Annotated in this window: 9 protein-coding genes; 4 read left to right on the forward strand and 5 right to left on the reverse strand. The window is 73.5% G+C overall.

The genetic code is table 11. The features are described 5' to 3' along the window. The first annotated feature begins 717 nt into the window (after positions 1-717). Together ABT026_RS08085 and ABT026_RS08090 are read left to right on the forward strand one after the other, a co-directional pair. A complete protein-coding gene (locus tag ABT026_RS08085; RefSeq protein WP_502967923.1) occupies positions 718-4959 on the forward strand; it encodes a hybrid sensor histidine kinase/response regulator in 4242 nt (1413 codons plus the stop codon). 194 nt (positions 4960-5153) lie between these two features. Beyond that, positions 5154-7553 (forward strand): SpoIIE family protein phosphatase, encoded by a 2400-nt coding sequence (locus ABT026_RS08090; RefSeq protein ID WP_351113340.1) that lies wholly within the window; start codon positions 5154-5156, stop codon positions 7551-7553. A gap of 57 nt (positions 7554-7610) precedes the next feature. Here the strand turns inward: ABT026_RS08090 and ABT026_RS08095 are convergent, their stop codons facing one another. Continuing rightward, positions 7611-8267: a pentapeptide repeat-containing protein gene (locus tag ABT026_RS08095; RefSeq protein ID WP_351113257.1), complete on the reverse strand. Its 657-nt coding sequence runs from the start codon at positions 8265-8267 to the stop codon at positions 7611-7613. Between the two features lie 349 nt (positions 8268-8616). On the opposite strand from ABT026_RS08095, the gene ABT026_RS08100 reads away from it, so the two are divergent. Further along, positions 8617-8775: a hypothetical protein gene (locus tag ABT026_RS08100; RefSeq protein WP_351113258.1), complete on the forward strand. Its 159-nt coding sequence runs from the start codon at positions 8617-8619 to the stop codon at positions 8773-8775. 57 nt (positions 8776-8832) lie between these two features. Here the strand turns inward: ABT026_RS08100 and ABT026_RS08105 are convergent, their stop codons facing one another. From ABT026_RS08105 to ABT026_RS08115, 3 genes are all read right to left on the reverse strand, one after another. Next, on the reverse strand, positions 8833-9951 hold the full coding sequence (locus ABT026_RS08105; RefSeq protein ID WP_351113259.1) for a cobalamin B12-binding domain-containing protein: 1119 nt from the start codon (positions 9949-9951) through the stop codon (positions 8833-8835). A 16-nt stretch (positions 9952-9967) separates the two neighbouring features. Beyond that, complete coding sequence (locus ABT026_RS08110; RefSeq protein ID WP_351113260.1) at positions 9968-11596, reverse strand: PP2C family protein-serine/threonine phosphatase; 1629 nt, start codon at positions 11594-11596, stop codon at positions 9968-9970. Between the two features lie 173 nt (positions 11597-11769). Further along, positions 11770-13008 carry a cytochrome P450 gene (locus tag ABT026_RS08115; RefSeq protein ID WP_351113261.1) on the reverse strand — a complete coding sequence of 413 codons (1239 nt, stop codon included), beginning with the start codon at positions 13006-13008 and terminating at the stop codon, positions 11770-11772. 190 nt (positions 13009-13198) lie between these two features. On the opposite strand from ABT026_RS08115, the gene ABT026_RS08120 reads away from it, so the two are divergent. Further along, positions 13199-13705, forward strand: coding sequence for a DUF4383 domain-containing protein (locus ABT026_RS08120; protein ID WP_351113262.1), 507 nt, complete (start codon positions 13199-13201; stop codon positions 13703-13705). A gap of 185 nt (positions 13706-13890) precedes the next feature. Here the strand turns inward: ABT026_RS08120 and ABT026_RS08125 are convergent, their stop codons facing one another. Continuing rightward, the gene (locus tag ABT026_RS08125) at positions 13891-15414 is read right to left on the reverse strand and encodes a DEAD/DEAH box helicase (RefSeq protein ID WP_351113263.1); all 1524 of its coding nucleotides are present in this window, start codon (positions 15412-15414) and stop codon (positions 13891-13893) included. Positions 15415-15512 lie beyond the last annotated feature (98 nt).

The following is a 15512-nucleotide window of genomic DNA, read 5'->3' on the forward strand; positions in this document are numbered from 1 at the left end:
CGCGCGGGGACTAGGACGACGGAAATCATCTGGCTTCCGATACCCCAGCTTGCCTGACGCACACCTGCGAAGTTCTCGCGAGGGTTCGGTGATCCCGCACACGCCCGCACGCACCCGGGCCGGTCGGGGCCAGGTGGAACCGGGCGCGGCCGGGACGTACCGTGGACCAGGCGAAAAACCGCGGGACGGCCGGAAATCGAGCCCGGCCGTGCCGAGGACGGCGGAGGCGTTTTCACTTCCTTCACAAGGTGAAGTAGCCTCCGGACTCGTCGTCCGACGGGGGCGGAATCCCGCGAGCATGAAGCGGAGAACTCCGGGTATACGTGGAGTTCGCCGTGCGGCCCTCCGTCATGGCATCAACACGGAAAGAGGTCGGGCGTGGCTGAGGCGGCGGCGGTCGAAGGTACGCGTGGCGCACCGCGGTCGCGGTCCCCCCGCGGGGGCGGCAAGATCGGCGAGGCGGAACTCCGGCAGCTGCTGGCCGGTCTCACGGCGGTACGCGACGGGGACTTCGGCACACGGCTCTCCGACGAGGAGGACGGCCTTCTCGGCGAGATCGCCACCGTCTTCAACGGCATGGTCGACCAGCTCTCCCTGTTCACCTCCGAGGTGACCCGCGTCGCCCGCGAGGTCGGCACCGAGGGCACCCTGGGCGGTCAGGCCGAGGTCCCCGGCGTCTCCGGCACCTGGGCGGACCTCACCGACTCGGTGAACGCCATGGCCGGCAACCTCACCACCCAGGTCCGCGACATCGCCCAGGTGGCGACCGCGGTGGCCAAGGGCGACCTGTCGCAGAAGGTCGACGTCGACGCCCGGGGCGAGATCCTGGAGCTGAAGAACACCGTCAACACGATGGTCGACCAGCTCTCCTCCTTCGCCGACGAGGTCACCCGCGTCGCCCGCGAGGTCGGCAGCGAGGGCCGCCTGGGCGGCCAGGCCGAGGTGCCCGGCGTCGGCGGCGTGTGGCGCGACCTGACCGACTCCGTGAACTTCATGGCCGGCAACCTGACCGACCAGGTCCGCAACATCGCCCAGGTGACCACCGCGGTCGCCAAGGGCGACCTGTCGCAGAAGATCACCGTCGACGCCCGGGGCGAGATCCTCGAGCTGAAGAACACCATCAACACGATGGTCGACCAGCTCTCCTCCTTCGCCGACGAGGTCACGCGTATGGCGCGTGAGGTGGGCACCGAGGGCATCCTCGGCGGCCAGGCGGACGTCAAGGGCGTCTCCGGCACCTGGCGCGACCTGACCGACTCCGTGAACTTCATGGCCGGCAACCTGACGGCCCAGGTGCGCTCCATCGCCCAGGTCGCCACCGCGGTCGCCAAGGGCGACCTGTCGCAGAAGATCACCGTCACCGCGCGCGGCGAGATCCTGGAGCTGAAGAACACCATCAACACGATGGTCGACCAGCTCTCCGCGTTCTCCTACGAGGTGACCCGCGTCGCCCGCGAGGTGGGCACCGAGGGCCGGCTGGGAGGCCAGGCGGACGTCAAGGGCGTCTCCGGCACCTGGAAGGACCTCACCGAGTCGGTCAACGTCATGGCCGACAACCTCACCGCGCAGGTGCGGTCCATCGCCGAGGTCACCACCGCGGTCGCCCAGGGCGACCTGACGCAGAAGATCCGGGTGGACGCCCGGGGCGAGATCCTCGAGCTGAAGGAGACCATCAACACGATGGTCGACCAGCTCTCCGGCTTCGCCGACGAGGTCACCCGTGTGGCCCGTGAGGTGGGCACCGAGGGCAACCTGGGCGGCCAGGCCACCGTGCGCGGCGTCTCCGGAACCTGGAAGGACCTCACCGACAACGTCAACGTGATGGCCTCCAACCTGACCGGTCAGGTGCGCTCCATCGCGCAGGTCGCCACCGCGGTCGCCAAGGGCGACCTCTCGCAGAAGATCACCGTCGAGGCCAAGGGCGAGGTCGCCGCACTGGCCGGCGTCATCAACACCATGGTCGACACCCTCTCCGCCTTCGCCGACGAGGTCACCCGTGTGGCCCGCGAGGTGGGCACCGAGGGACAGCTCGGCGGCCAGGCCCGGGTGCCCAACGTGGCGGGCACCTGGAAGGACCTGACCGACAACGTCAACTCCATGGCGAACAACCTGACCAACCAGGTGCGCAACATCGCCCTGGTCACCACCGCCGTGGCCAAGGGCGACCTGTCCAAGAAGATCGACGTCGACGCCCGCGGCGAGATCCTCGAGCTCAAGACCACCATCAACACGATGGTCGACCAGCTCTCCTCCTTCGCCGCCGAGGTCACCCGCGTCGCCCGCGAGGTCGGCAGCGAGGGCCGCCTGGGCGGCCAGGCCGAGGTCGAGGGCGTCTCCGGCACCTGGAAGCGCCTCACCGAGAACGTGAACGAACTGGCCGGGAACCTCACCCGCCAGGTGCGCGCCATCGCCGAGGTCGCCAGCGCCGTGGCCGAGGGCGACCTGACCCGCTCCATCACGGTCGACGCCTCCGGAGAGGTCGCCGAGCTCAAGGACAACATCAACTCCATGGTGGAGTCCCTGCGCGAGACGACCCGCGCCAACCAGGAACAGGACTGGCTGAAGTCCAACCTGGCCAAGTTCTCCTCCCTGATGCAGGGCCACCGCGACCTCGCCGTCGTCGCCGAACTCGTCATGGACGAGCTCACCCCGCTGGTCTCCGCCCAGTACGGCGCCTTCTACCTCGCCGAGGAGAACGAGGGCAACACCGAGCTGAGCCTGGTCGGCTCCTACGGCCGGCCCACCGAGTTCGAGGGCCACGGCCGCTTCCGGCTCGGCGAGTCGCTGGTCGGCCAGGCGGCCCGCAGCCGCCGCACCATCGTCGTCGAGCAGGTCCCCGGCGACTACGTCAGCATCTCCTCCGGCCTCGGCGAGGCCACCCCGGGCAGCCTGGTGGTGCTCCCGATCGTGGTGGAGGACCAGGTGCTCGGCGTCATAGAGCTGGCCTCTTTCACCTCGTTCACGATCGTCCACCAGAACTTCCTGGAACAGCTGATGGAGACGCTCGGCGTCAACGTCAACACCATCGTCGCCAACGCCCGCACCGACGAACTGCTCGACGAGTCGCAGCGGCTCACCGGCGAACTCCAGGCCCGCTCCGCGGAGCTCCAGGTCCAGCAGGACGAACTGCAGCGCTCCAACGCCGAGCTGGAGGAGAAGGCCGCGCTGCTGGCCGCGCAGAACCGGGACATCGAGACCAAGAACCTGGAGATCGAGCAGGCCCGCCAAGAGCTCGAGGCCCGCGCCCAGCAGCTGGCCCTGGCGTCGAAGTACAAGTCGGAGTTCCTGGCCAACATGAGCCACGAGCTGCGCACCCCGCTCAACAGCCTGCTGATCCTGGCCCAGTTGCTCGCGCAGAACCCGACGCGCAACCTGACGCCCAAGCAGGTCGAGTACGCGGGCATCATCCACTCGGCCGGCTCCGACCTGCTCCAGCTGATCAACGACATCCTCGACCTGTCCAAGGTCGAGGCGGGCAAGATGGACATCAACCCCGAGCAGGTGCCGCTGCGCCAGCTGGTCGAGTACGTCGAGGCCACCTTCCGGCCGATGACGACCCAGAAGAACCTCGACTTCACCGTCTCCACCGCGCCCGGCATCCCCGAGCACCTGCTCACCGACGACTCCCGCCTGCGGCAGGTGCTGCGCAACCTGCTCTCCAACGCGGTGAAGTTCACCGAGCACGGCAGCGTCGAACTGCGCATCGAGACGGCCGAGACCGAGGACGTGCCGCCGTTCGTGCACCGCGGCGGACCGGTGATCGCCTTCCAGGTGAAGGACACCGGCATCGGCATCGCGGAGCAGCACCTCGAGGCGATCTTCGGGGCGTTCCAGCAGGCCGACGGCACCACCAGCCGCAAGTACGGCGGCACCGGCCTGGGCCTGTCCATCAGCCGGGAGATCGCCCATCTGCTGGGCGGCGCCGTCACCGCCCGCTCCTCGGTCGGAAAGGGCAGCACCTTCACGCTGTACCTCCCGGTCTCCCGGGGGGACTGGGAGAACGCCCTCGGCGCCTCGCCCACGCCGGCCGCGGTCACCGCTGCCGACGACCACGCGAACGTGATCACCCAGGACGCCCGTCCGGTGTCCGACGCCCGGCCCCGCCGACGCCTGCTGGTCGTCGAGGAGCGCAGCCGCGGGCTGCTCTCCCTGGTCGCCGAGAGCGCCGTCAGCGACCTCGCGGGCAACTCCGGCCTCGGCAAGCCGGCCGGCGACATAGAGGTGATCACCGCGGTGGGCGCCCAGGAGGCCGCCGAGAGCCTGGCCGCCGGCCCGTTCCACTGCGTCGTGCTCGAGATCGACATGCCGCAGGACGAGGCCATCCGCTTCCTCCAGGCGATGGACGGCGACACCGCGCTCTCCACGGTGCCGGTGCTCGCCCACAACAGCCGCCGTCTGGACGTCGCCCAGGAGCAGCAGCTGCAGTTCCTCGCCCGGATGCGTCCGCTGGAGCTCATCTCCAGCCTGGACGAGCTGCGCGAGCGGATCACCCTGCACCTGTCGGCCGAGGAGCCCGGCGACGTGCTGCCCCTGGTGCGCCAGGAGGAGAACCGGCGGCCCGCCGAGCGGACCGTGGCCGGGAGCCTGGCCGGGCGGACCGTGCTGGTCGTGGACGACGACGCCCGCAACCTGTACGCGCTCAGCGGCATCCTGGAGCTCCAGGGCATCGAGGTGCTGCACGCGGAGAACGGCCGCAAGGGCATCGAGTCGCTGCACACCCACCCGGAGATCGATCTCATCCTGATGGATGTGATGATGCCGGAGATGGACGGGTACACGGCCACCAGCGCGATCCGCCAGGATCCGCGCTACACGGACCTGCCGATCATCGCCGTGACCGCCAAGGCCATGCCCGGTGACCGGGAGAAGTCCCTGGCCTCCGGGGCCAGCGACTACGTCACCAAGCCCGTGGACGCCAACGACCTGATCGCCTGCATCGAGCGCTGGCTGTCCGACTGACAGGGATGCGGGGCGCCGCGCGCCCCGCACCGTCCGCCCACGACCAGGAGACCCGCACCCGCCCGCCGTCCACCGCCGACCGAGGAGTCAGCACTACCGTGAGCACTCCCGAGAACCCCGCGCACCCCGCGCGGGCGGACGAACTCGTCGCCGGGGAGGGATCGCGCGTACCCGCTGCCAGGACGGGACACGACATGGAGCACACCGCCGGTCCGGACGCCGAGGGCGCGGGGATGGGCCGCCTCGCCGCCACGGTGGCGCGGCTGCGGGACGAGATCCGCGCCGCGCAGGCCGCGGCCGACGGCCGGGCGCTGATCGAGCTCGCCAAGGGCGTGCTGATCGAGCGGCTCGGCTGCGGGCCGACCGCTGCGGGCCGCCAGCTGGCGGCCCTGGCCGAGGAGTCGGGCCTCACCCAGCTGGAACTGGCGGCGGACATCGTCAACCAGGCGGCCCGCGACCACGTCACCGAGGTGGCCGCCGACTTCGTCCGCCGCGCCACCGGCCAGGAGGGCGAGGACGCCGAGGACGACACCGACGTCCCGGAGATCGAGGACGCCGCCGCGGTCGCGGTCCGGCTGCGCACCGCGGAGAGCGGAGCCGCGGCCGCCGGGGACACCCAGGCCGTCGCCGAGTCGCTGCTGGAACACGCGCTGACCCCGCTGGGCGCCACCGCGGTGGCCGTCTGGGCGGCCGGCGCCGACGCCTCGCTCTCCCTGGTCGGCCACGCCGGCTTCCCCGCGGACGAGGCCGGCCGGTGGCGCTACGTCCCGCCGGGCGTGTGCACGCTGGCCCGGCAGGCGCTGACCGACCGGGGCACCGTGTGCGCCGAGAAGCAGCCCTCCTCCGCCCTGCCGTCCATCGGCTGGTCCCACAACCCGCGCGGCGGGCGGATCGCCGTCCCCGCCGGCACCGGCGGCCGGGTCCACGGCATCCTGGAGATCTGCTGGCCCGAGCCGCTCGAGCCGCAGCCCCCGCAGATCATGCGGCAGGTCGAGGCGCTCGCCGAGCTGTGCGCCCACACCCTGGAGGGCGGCCCGGGCGCCGTGGCCACCCCGACGCCCGACACCTGGCAGCTGCCGCAGGACCTCACCGAGCTGGTCGACCTCGCCGAGGGCCTCTACGACCCGGCGCTGGTCCTCACCCCGCACCTGTGGCCGGACGGACGGCTCGCCGACTTCCGCATCCACCACGTCAACAGCCGGTTCACCGACCCGGCGGGCCGGCCGCGCAACGCGGTCGGCGGCACCCTGCTGCTCGAGTCGTACCCCCTCGCCATGGGGGAGAGCGGCATGTTCGAGAAGATCGAGCGGGTCTACGCGACCGGCGAGGCGTTCCGCTCGCAGCGGATGACCCTGACCACCCTGGTCGACCAGGTGCCGCTCGACACCACCGTCGACGTCAGCGTCAGCCGGCACGGCAACAGCGTGCTGCTGATCTGGCGGATCGAGGACGACACCGCGCGGCTGGCCAACCTGCTGCAGCACGCCCAGCGGCTGGGCCGGATCGGCGGCTTCGAGGAGAACGTCCTCAGCGGCGAGATCGTCTGGAACGACCAGCTCTTCGACCTCTACGGCCTGCCGCAGACCCACCGCCCGGTGCCGCTGGAGGAGATGGCGGCGCACGCGCACCCCGACGACGCCGTCTCCATCGGCCGCTTCGTGCGCGCCGTGCTGCACCACCGCAGGCCCGCCTCGGCGGCCTTCCGCCTTCAGCGGCCGGACGGCATCACCCGGCACATCCGGGTGGTCGCCGAGCCCGTCCTCGACGAGGACAACCGGCTGCGCTCGGTGCGCGGCGCCTACCAGGACATCTCGGCGCAGCACTGGACCGAGGTCGCGCTGGCCGCCACCCGCGACCAGCTCGCCCACACCGAGCAGCAGGCCGCCGAACGCAACCGGCTCACCCTGCAGCTCCAGCACGCGATCATGCCGCCCAGCCACTCCGGCATGGACAGCCCCGGCCTGCAGGTCGCGGTCCGCTACCGGCCGGCCGAGTCGGAGTCGATGGTCGGCGGCGACTGGTACGACGTGGTGGTGCTGCCCTCCAAGCAGGTCATGCTGTGCGTCGGCGACGTCGCCGGACACGGCATCGAGGCCGCCACCAGCATGGTCGTGCTGCGCAACGCGATGCGCGGCCTCGCGGTCACCGGCGCCGGACCGGGGCAGCTGCTGGCCTGGCTGAACATCGTCGCGCACTACCTCACCGAGCACGTCACGGCGACCGCCGTCTGCGGCCTCTACGACCCGGAGACCCACACGCTGCGCTGGGCCCGCGCCGGCCACCTGCCGCCGGTGCTGATCCGCGGCGAGCATGCCGCCCCGCTGCAGCCGGCCGGCGGCATCCTCCTGGGCGCCCTCTCCGAGGCCACCTACGAGGAGGCGGAGATGCAGCTCGACGTCGGCGACACGCTGCTGATGTACACCGACGGTCTGGTCGAGCGGCGCGACGAGTCGGTGCACGAGTCCCTGACCCGGCTGCTGTCCAACGTCCGCAAGCCCAACCTCACCCTGGAACAGCGGCTGGACGGACTGCTCACCCACAGCAAGTCCGACACCGACGACGACACCTGCATCATCGGCATCCGCGTCGTCTGACCGCCCCGGGCAGCCCCGGCCTGTCCGCCCGCCCCGGCCCTTCCGTGCGGGGGCGGGTCAGCGGGCGGCGACCGTGACGCCCAGGGCCTGGGCGAAGGCCGGGGCGAGGTCGAGGAGTTGGCCCTGGTCGATGGTCGCGCCGCGCAGCGCCTCCACCCCGTCGGCGATGCCCAGCGACGCCGCGCCCCGCAGGTCCACCCCGCTCAGCCGGGCCCCGCGCAGCCGGACGCCGTCGAGCACGGTGCCCGGGAAGGACACGTCCTTCAGCGTCGCCTCGCCGAAGTCCACGTCGCGCAGCAGACAGTCCTCGAAGCGGACCTCGCGCAGCGCCGCGGAACGCCAGTTGACCGAGTCGAGCTTGCAGTGCGAGAACGTCACCCGGCGCAGCGTCGCGCCGAACACCTGCACCCCGGCCAGCATCCCGGAGAGCACCGTGGCGTCCATCCACGAGGACTCGGCCAGGTCGGTGCCCACCCAGCGCACGGTGTGGCACCACACGTCGTTGAACCTCGCCCGCCGCATCCGCCCGCCCTCGAACGCCACCGACGTGAAGGCGCACTCGACGAACCGCGCGCCGCCCGCCCGGGGCTCCTGGAACTCCCGGTCGTCGGCGTGCACGGTGTCGTAGGTCCCCTCCGTCTCCAGCTCCCCGCGCAACGGCTCCAGATGGCGCGCGTAGGGCAGATCGGCGAGCTCACGGGGGACGGCAGGCACGGGGCACCTCGCGGGGTTCGGGGGAGGGAGCCGACTCTACCGCCGGCGGGATCGGCGGGCGCGTTCCCGGTCACTCGCAGGGCACGACCACCCGTCCCCCTTCCCAGGGGAGGCGCCCCCACGACCGAGCGGTCCGCCCGGACCTCCGCGCCGTACTCCGTCGCGGACCTCGACCCCGCCGAACTCGGCGGCGGGAGCAGCATCCTGGGGCGCCAGCGGCGCGACCACGACGAACTCGAGCGGATGATGAGCTCCTACGAGGCGGCGGACCCCGAGGGACCGGGAGCGGCCGGAACTCCGGAGGGACATCGTCCAGCTGGTCTTCAGCCACGCCTTCGCCGAGGAGACCGTGCTGTGGCCGCTGCTGCGGCGGGTGTCCGAGGACGGCGAGGCGCTGACCGCGGTGGTCGAGGAGGAGCACCAGGCCGTCAACGAGCTGGTCGCCCGGGTCGAGAGGGCGGATGCGGCCGATTCCCGCCGCGAGGAATGGATCGCCGAGGGACGCTGACCCGGCGGTCGGCCGGGCGGTGCGGCGCGGTGCGGCCGCCGAGGCCGAGGGCGGCGGTCAGGTGGTGGTGGGGTGGGGCCAGGGACCGGCGGTGAGTTCGGTGCGGCCGGCGGTGAGGATGCGGTGGGCGCGGGGGGTGGCGTCGGGCAGGCCCGCGGCGAGGAGGTCCAGGGTGGGGTCCAGACTCAGCGCCGGGACGCCGCGCGCGGTCAGGACGTCCGCCGTCCAGGTGACGAACCCGGAGAACAGCACGTCGTCGTTGACGTACACCGCCGCCGCGAGGTGGTCGACGACGTGCGCCACGTCCTCCGCCGTCCGGTCCCGCTGCACCTCGCTGTACGCCCGCATGGGCGGGAACCGGTCCTCCAGCGCGGCCAGGGTCTCCTTCACCAGCCGCTGCTTCGCCCGGGTCACCGTCGTGTACTCCTGGTCCGCCAGGTGCGGCAGGTCGTCGACCGGCCGGTGCGCCGGCCGCGGCAGGCTCCCCGCCAGCCCCGACTCCAGCACCTCCGCGGCGCCCTGCGCGTTGGGCGCCCACCCGTCGGCGCCCAGCGTCCGCGCGTGCCGTCCGTCCGGCCCGAAGGCCCGACCGCCCGCGAGCACGGGGAACCCGGCGGCCTGACAGGCCGCCACCACCCGGTGCGCGGTGGGCAGGTGACGCGGCATCGAGCAGGACAGCGCCACCGCCCTCGGCGCCGAGGCGTGCAGGTCGGCGACCAGATGAGGCGTGGGCACGTGCGCCCCGAGGAAGCCGACGTCCCAGCCGCGCCGCCGCAGCACCTCCGCGACCAGCCGGGCCGGCAGGGAGTGCCACTCGCCGTCCACGCAGGCCACCGTGATCCGCCCGCGGTGCGGGGGCGGCGGCCGGTACGCCGGGTGATGGGCGAGGGCCGCCATCACCCGCTCGTTGACGGCGGTGGCGGTGTGCTCCTGCGCCACGGTGATCCGGTTGGCGGCCCACTCCGCGCCGATCCGCTCCTGGACCGGCGCTATCAGCCCCAGCAGCACGTCCTCCACGCTCACGCCCGCGTCGACGGCGTCCAGCACCACACCGGACGCCGTGTACTCGTCGCCCTGGCGCAGGGCCTCCCACAGGTCCTCGTGGACCTTCGCCGGGACCCTCTCCCAGGGGCTGCCGCCGCCCGTGCCGCCGTTCGCACCGTGCTGTGTCGTCATGCCGTCGGGCCTTCCCTCAGAGGGCTGCGCGGTGCGGGGCCCCGACGGCCACCACCGCGATGTCGTCGTGATCACCGCCGCCGAGCCAGTCGGCGGCCAGCATGTGTACATGATCCACCAGGGCGTCGACCGGCATGCCGGCGCACCGCCGGAGCGCGGCCAGCAGCCGTTCCTGCCCGAACATGTCGTCGCCCAGCGGCCCGCCGCGTGCCTCCGTTATCCCGTCGGTGAACATCACGCACGTCTCGCCGGGCCGCAGCACGACCTCGGCGGTGGTGGAGCTGATGCTGTGGAACGCGCCGACCAGGGTGCCCCGGGTGGGGACCTCCTCCACCTCGCCGGAGCGGCGGACCACCACCGGCGGCATGTGTCCCGCGCTGGTGACCCGCAGCCGCACCAGTGGGCCGTCCCGCACCACCGAGGCGAGCGCCAGGGTGGCGAAGCGCGGGTTGGCCGGCGCCAGCAGCGCGTCGTTGAGCAGCCCCAGCAGCCGCTGGTGGTCGCCGGAGAGCGGCAGCAGCGCCTGCAGGGTGTTGCGTATCTTGCCGGTCAGCACGGCGGCCTCCAGGCCCTTGCCGCACACGTCGCCCAGCACCACCAGCGTCTCGTCCAGCGGCCCGGGGCCGGGATGCACGTCGTAGAAGTCGCCGCCCACCCGTTCGCTGGCCCGGGAGGGCTGGTAGATGCCCGCGTACTCCACGCCGTGCACGGTGGACAGGTCGGGCGGCAGGAGGTTGCGCATCAGGGTGGCGGTGATCGCCGCCTGCTCCGCGTGCAGCCGGGCCGCGGACAGCGCGGCGCCGGCCCGGGTGGCGAAGAGCCGCGCGAAGTCGGGCCCCGGGCGGGCGTCGTCCGCGCCGTCGGAGGCCCCCGTGTCGAGCAGCAGCAGGGCCCCCGCGGGCACGCCCTGCCCGGGCAGCGGCGTCAGCGAGGCGCGGGTCACCGGCCCGGCCAGCGCCTCGGGCACCGCCCAGTCCGGCAGCCCCGACGGGTCCAGCGCGATCGTGGCGGGGGAGGGCAGACGGCCCCGCAGCGCCTCGTCCAGGTCCGGCACCGCCTCGGGGTCCGCGCGCAGCACCTCGTGCGTGGTGACGCCGTCCGGACCGCAGGTGGCGACGGGCAGCCCGCGACCCAGCAGGGGGGAGACCACCACCGCCGCGTCGGCCAGGTGCTCGGCCGCCAGCCGCGCCGTCAGCTCCATGCAGCGCTCGGGGTTCAGCGTGGCGAGCAGCGCGCCGGAGACCTCGTTCAGCACGTTGCCGACGCGGCGTTCCTCCGCCAGCCGGCGCTCGGCACGGTGGCGGGCGGTCTCGTCGGTCAGCCACCAGGCGACCCCGCCGTCGTCGGCGTGGACCGCCAGGGCCCGGAACCAGCGGTCGTCGACCGGGCCGCAGGCGGCCGCGTCGTCCGACGCGGCCGTGGTCCGGCAGGCGCGCTCGTGCGCCTTGACCAGCCAGGAGGGGGCCGCGTCACGCATCGGCACGCCCGCCGCCGCCCGGGGGAAGAGTTCCATCGCGGCCGCGTTGAGCGTGGTGAGCACCCCCACCGGGTCCCCGGTCAGGACGGGGAAGGGGACGGTGCGGGAAGTGCCCCGGTCGAACGCGGCGGCCGAGGGGTTGTCGTGGAGCGAATGCGAAGAGTCCACGGATCACGGGCGCCACAGATGGTGCTGCGCGCCGACCGCCCTTCTGAACGACATTGGTCCTCCCACCATCCCCCGGGGCGGCGGATCGGGGCAAGTGTGGGCGGAGATGTGTGCGTTGTCACGGCCATGACCTGGTGCGCCGCCGCCGGGGACGTGCGCCGCGACCGCGGGCGTCACTTCCCCGTCACGGTGATCCGCAGGCCGCTGCGCGGCCGGGCGGGCACCCGGTGCAGGGAGATCCGCATGTCCTGCTCGGGCACCTCGTGGTCCAGCCGGGCCAGCCGCAGCGCCAGCGCCTCCAGCAGCGCGATGGTGACCGCCTCGCCGGGACACCGGTGCCCGGTCGCCGGGTCGCCGCCGCCCTGCGGGACCAGCTCGTCGCGCTCCACCGGCCGCTCCAGGAAGCGCTCCGGCCGGAAGACGAACGGGTCGCCCCACAGCTTCTCGTCGTGGTTCTGGCCGAACAGGTCGATGAGCACCATGGCGCCCTCGGGGATCGGCTCGCCCTGGAAGGAGACGTCGGCCGGGGCGCGCCCGCCGACGAACGGGGCGAACGGGTAGAAGCGCCGCAGCTCGTGGACGAAGGCGGCCAGGTAGGCGGCGTCGTCCGCCCACAGCCGGTCCCGCACGTCCGGCCGGTGGTGCAGCAGGTGGCCGGCGAAGGACAGGAACCAGGTCACCGCGACCGTCGGGCGCAGGACGTTCAGCAGCTCGACCCCGGCGACCCGCGGCTCCAGCAGCAGGCCGTCGGCGTCGCGGTGGCGGGCGATCACGTCGAGCGCGGAGCCCTCCGGCGGGGCCAGCGCGTCGTCGCGGACCTCCTCGACGACCCCCGAGGCCCAGAACTCGCGCCGGGCGCGGGCCCGCCGGGCCCGCCAGTGCCGGGGACCCGCGGTGGCGAAGCCGTCCACCATGGCCACCAGGTCCCGGGCGAGCGGACGGGCGTCCGCCTCGTCCAGCGGCACCCCCGCCCAGCGGCACACGCCGCGGGTGAGCACCACGGCCGCCTCGTCGAACAGTACGACCTCCTCGCGGCCCGCCCAGTCGGGCACCGCCTCCTCCCAGGCGTCGGCGACCCGCTCGGTGAGGTCGGCCACCTGCGCCGGGTCGGCCAGCAGGGACAGGAACATCGCCTTGCGGACCCGGTGGGCCTCGCCGTCCAGGGTGTGCACGGCGCCCTTGCCGAAGAGCGTGCTCAGCACCGGCTCCGGCATCGCGGGGCCACGTACCACGTGGCGCTCGTCGTAGACGAACCGGACGGCCTCCGGGCCGCGCAGCGCGACGGCGGTCCGGCCGGCCAGCCGGGTGCGCAGCGGGGCGCCGTGCCGGCGGACCAGGCCGGGCAGCCAGTCGTACCCCTTGAGCAGCAGTGCGGCGGTGCGGTCGGCGAGGGGGGACGTATCGCGGGACATGGCGGGCGAGTGCCCTCCCGACCGGCCGGAAAACTCCTGGTCCCCCCGATGGTCCGCCCGACGGGGTGCCCCGTGACGTGGGTGTTCGGCCGTGCGGGTGAGAGTCGGCCTACCCCGGTCCGGTCTGGGCACCGGCCGTGCACAAGGCGGTGGCCGAAGGCCGGCGCCGCCGTCAGGAGGTGGCACGACGATGACCACGAACGAAGCGCGCCCGGCCGGAGCCCGCGCACCGGTGCAGCGGGCCGCCCAGGCGGTGGGCCTGGTCTTCGTGCTGGTGGGCCTCCTCGGGTTCATCCCCGGGATCACCACCCACTACGGCGACATGGAGTTCGCCTCGCACGAGTCGGGGGCCAAGCTGCTGGGCGTCTTCCAGGTCTCCATCCTTCACAACCTGCTCCACCTGCTCCTCGGCATCCTCGGCCTGGCCCTGGCCAGGACCGCGTCGGCGGCGCGCGCCTACCTGATCGGCGGCGGTCTGGTCTACCTGGCGCTGTGGATCTACGGCCTCGTGATCGACCGGCACAGCGACGCCAACTTCGTGCCGCTGAACACCGCGGACAACTGGCTCCACCTGATCCTCGGCCTCGGCATGATCGCGCTCGCCCTGGCCCTCACCCGCGGCCGAGGCACCGGGCCGACGGGGACGCACCGGGCGGGCGGCGCCGGCGGCGACGGCGGGGCGCGACCGGCGGCGTGAGGCAGCCGTCGCCCGCCCGGTGACGTTCGCCGCGCTGCGCACAGGGCCGCGACGGCGCCCTCCGGCTCCGCGCCGGCGACACCTGGCTCCGGGCCGAGGGCCGAGCCGCCGGGCCCGACGGGGCGCGGAACGAAGCCGCCCGCCGGCGCACGAGGGCGCGGGCGGGCGGCGTGGAGCAGGGCGGGTCAGCGGGTGGTGCTGCCGCCGGTGGTGCGACGACGCGCCTGCGAGGGGCGGCTGCGACGGCCGCGACGGGAGGCCGCGGACCGCGAGGCCGGGGCCGCGGCGGCCGGCGCCTGGATGACGACCGGGACGCCGGACGGCGCCTGGGCGCCGGTGATCCGGGTCAGCTCCGCCTCGCCCGAGCGGACCTTGGCGATCCGCGGGGTGATCCCGGCGTCCGCCATCAGCCGGTCCATCTCACGGCGCTGGTTCGGCAGCACCAGCGTCACGACCGTGCCGGACTCGCCCGCGCGGGCCGTGCGGCCACCGCGGTGCAGGTAGTCCTTGTGGTCCGCCGGCGGGTCCACGTTCACGACCAGGTCCAGGTTGTCGACGTGGATGCCGCGCGCCGCCACGTTCGTGGCGACCAGCACGTTCACCAGGCCGTCCTTGAACTGGGCCAGCGTCCGCGTCCGCTGCGGCTGCGACTTGCCGCCGTGCAGCGCCGAGGCCCGCACGCCCACCGACAGCAGGTGCTTGGTGAGCCGGTCCACCGCGTGCTTGGTGTCCAGGAACATGATCACGCGACCGTCGCGGGCGGCGATCTCCGTGGTCGTGGCGTGCTTGTCCGCGTCGAAGACGTGCAGCACGTGGTGCTCCATCGTGGTGACCGCGCCCGCCGACGGGTCCACCGAGTGGACCACCGGGTCGTGCAGGTAGCGGCGCACCAGCAGGTCCACGTTGCGGTCCAGGGTGGCGGAGAACAGCATCCGCTGTCCGTCCGGGCGCACCTGGTCCAGCAGCGCGGTGACCTGCGGCATGAAGCCCATGTCGGTCATCTGGTCGGCCTCGTCGAGGACCGTGATGGACACCCGGTCCAGCCGGACGTCGCCGCGGTCGATGAGGTCCTTCAGACGGCCCGGGGTGGCCACCACGACCTCCGCGCCGCCGCGCAGCGCGCTCGCCTGGCGGCCGATCGACATGCCGCCGACCACCGTGGTGAGGCGCATCCGCAGGGCGTGGGCGTACGGGGTGAGCGCGTCGGTGACCTGCTGGGCCAGCTCGCGGGTGGGCACCAGGACCAGGCCCAGCGGCTGCTTGGACTCGGCGCGCTGTCCCGCGAGGCGGGCCAGCAGGGCCAGGCCGAAGGCCAGCGTCTTGCCGGAGCCGGTGCGGCCACGGCCCAGGACGTCACGCCCGGCCAGCGAGTTCGGCAGCGTGGCCGCCTGGATCGGGAACGGGGCGGTGACGCCCTGCGCGGTCAGCGCGGACAGCAGCGCCGCCGGCAGGTCCAGCTCGGCGAACGCCTCCACGGCCGGCAGCGCCGGCGTGATCGTGGCGGGCGGCGCGAACTCGGCGGAGCGGGCCGGCGAGGAGGGGCGACGGGCGCCGCCCTTGCGGGACGGGGCGCCCTGACGGCTGCCGCCGGAGCCGGAGCCCTGCGAACGGAAACGGCCGGCACCGCGGGCGGAGCCGCCGGAGCCGCCGAAACCGGCCGCGGTGCGGCGGTCGGGACGCGAGCCGTTGGTACGTGTGGTGCGGTTCATGCGGAACCTTCCTCGATGCGGCACACGTATCGAGGAATTCCCCCGGGCGGATGAACGCCATGCGGGTATTCGCAATACTGAGCCGGTGAACGGGCGCA

Source organism: Streptomyces sp. NPDC002734, from assembly GCF_040295685.1.
In the GTDB taxonomy this organism is placed as follows: domain Bacteria; phylum Actinomycetota; class Actinomycetes; order Streptomycetales; family Streptomycetaceae; genus Streptomyces.

Coding starts and splice junctions, on each gene's coding strand:
- ABT026_RS08085 (WP_502967923.1), top strand. CDS start 718: ATGGCCGGCAACCTCACCACCCAGGTCCGCGACATCGCCCAGGTGGCG.
- ABT026_RS08090 (WP_351113340.1), top strand. CDS start 5,154: ATGGAGCACACCGCCGGTCCGGACGCCGAGGGCGCGGGGATGGGCCGC.
- ABT026_RS08105 (WP_351113259.1), bottom strand. CDS start 9,951: ATGACGACACAGCACGGTGCGAACGGCGGCACGGGCGGCGGCAGCCCC.
- ABT026_RS08115 (WP_351113261.1), bottom strand. CDS start 13,008: ATGTCCCGCGATACGTCCCCCCTCGCCGACCGCACCGCCGCACTGCTG.
- ABT026_RS08120 (WP_351113262.1), top strand. CDS start 13,199: ATGACCACGAACGAAGCGCGCCCGGCCGGAGCCCGCGCACCGGTGCAG.
- ABT026_RS08125 (WP_351113263.1), bottom strand. CDS start 15,414: ATGAACCGCACCACACGTACCAACGGCTCGCGTCCCGACCGCCGCACC.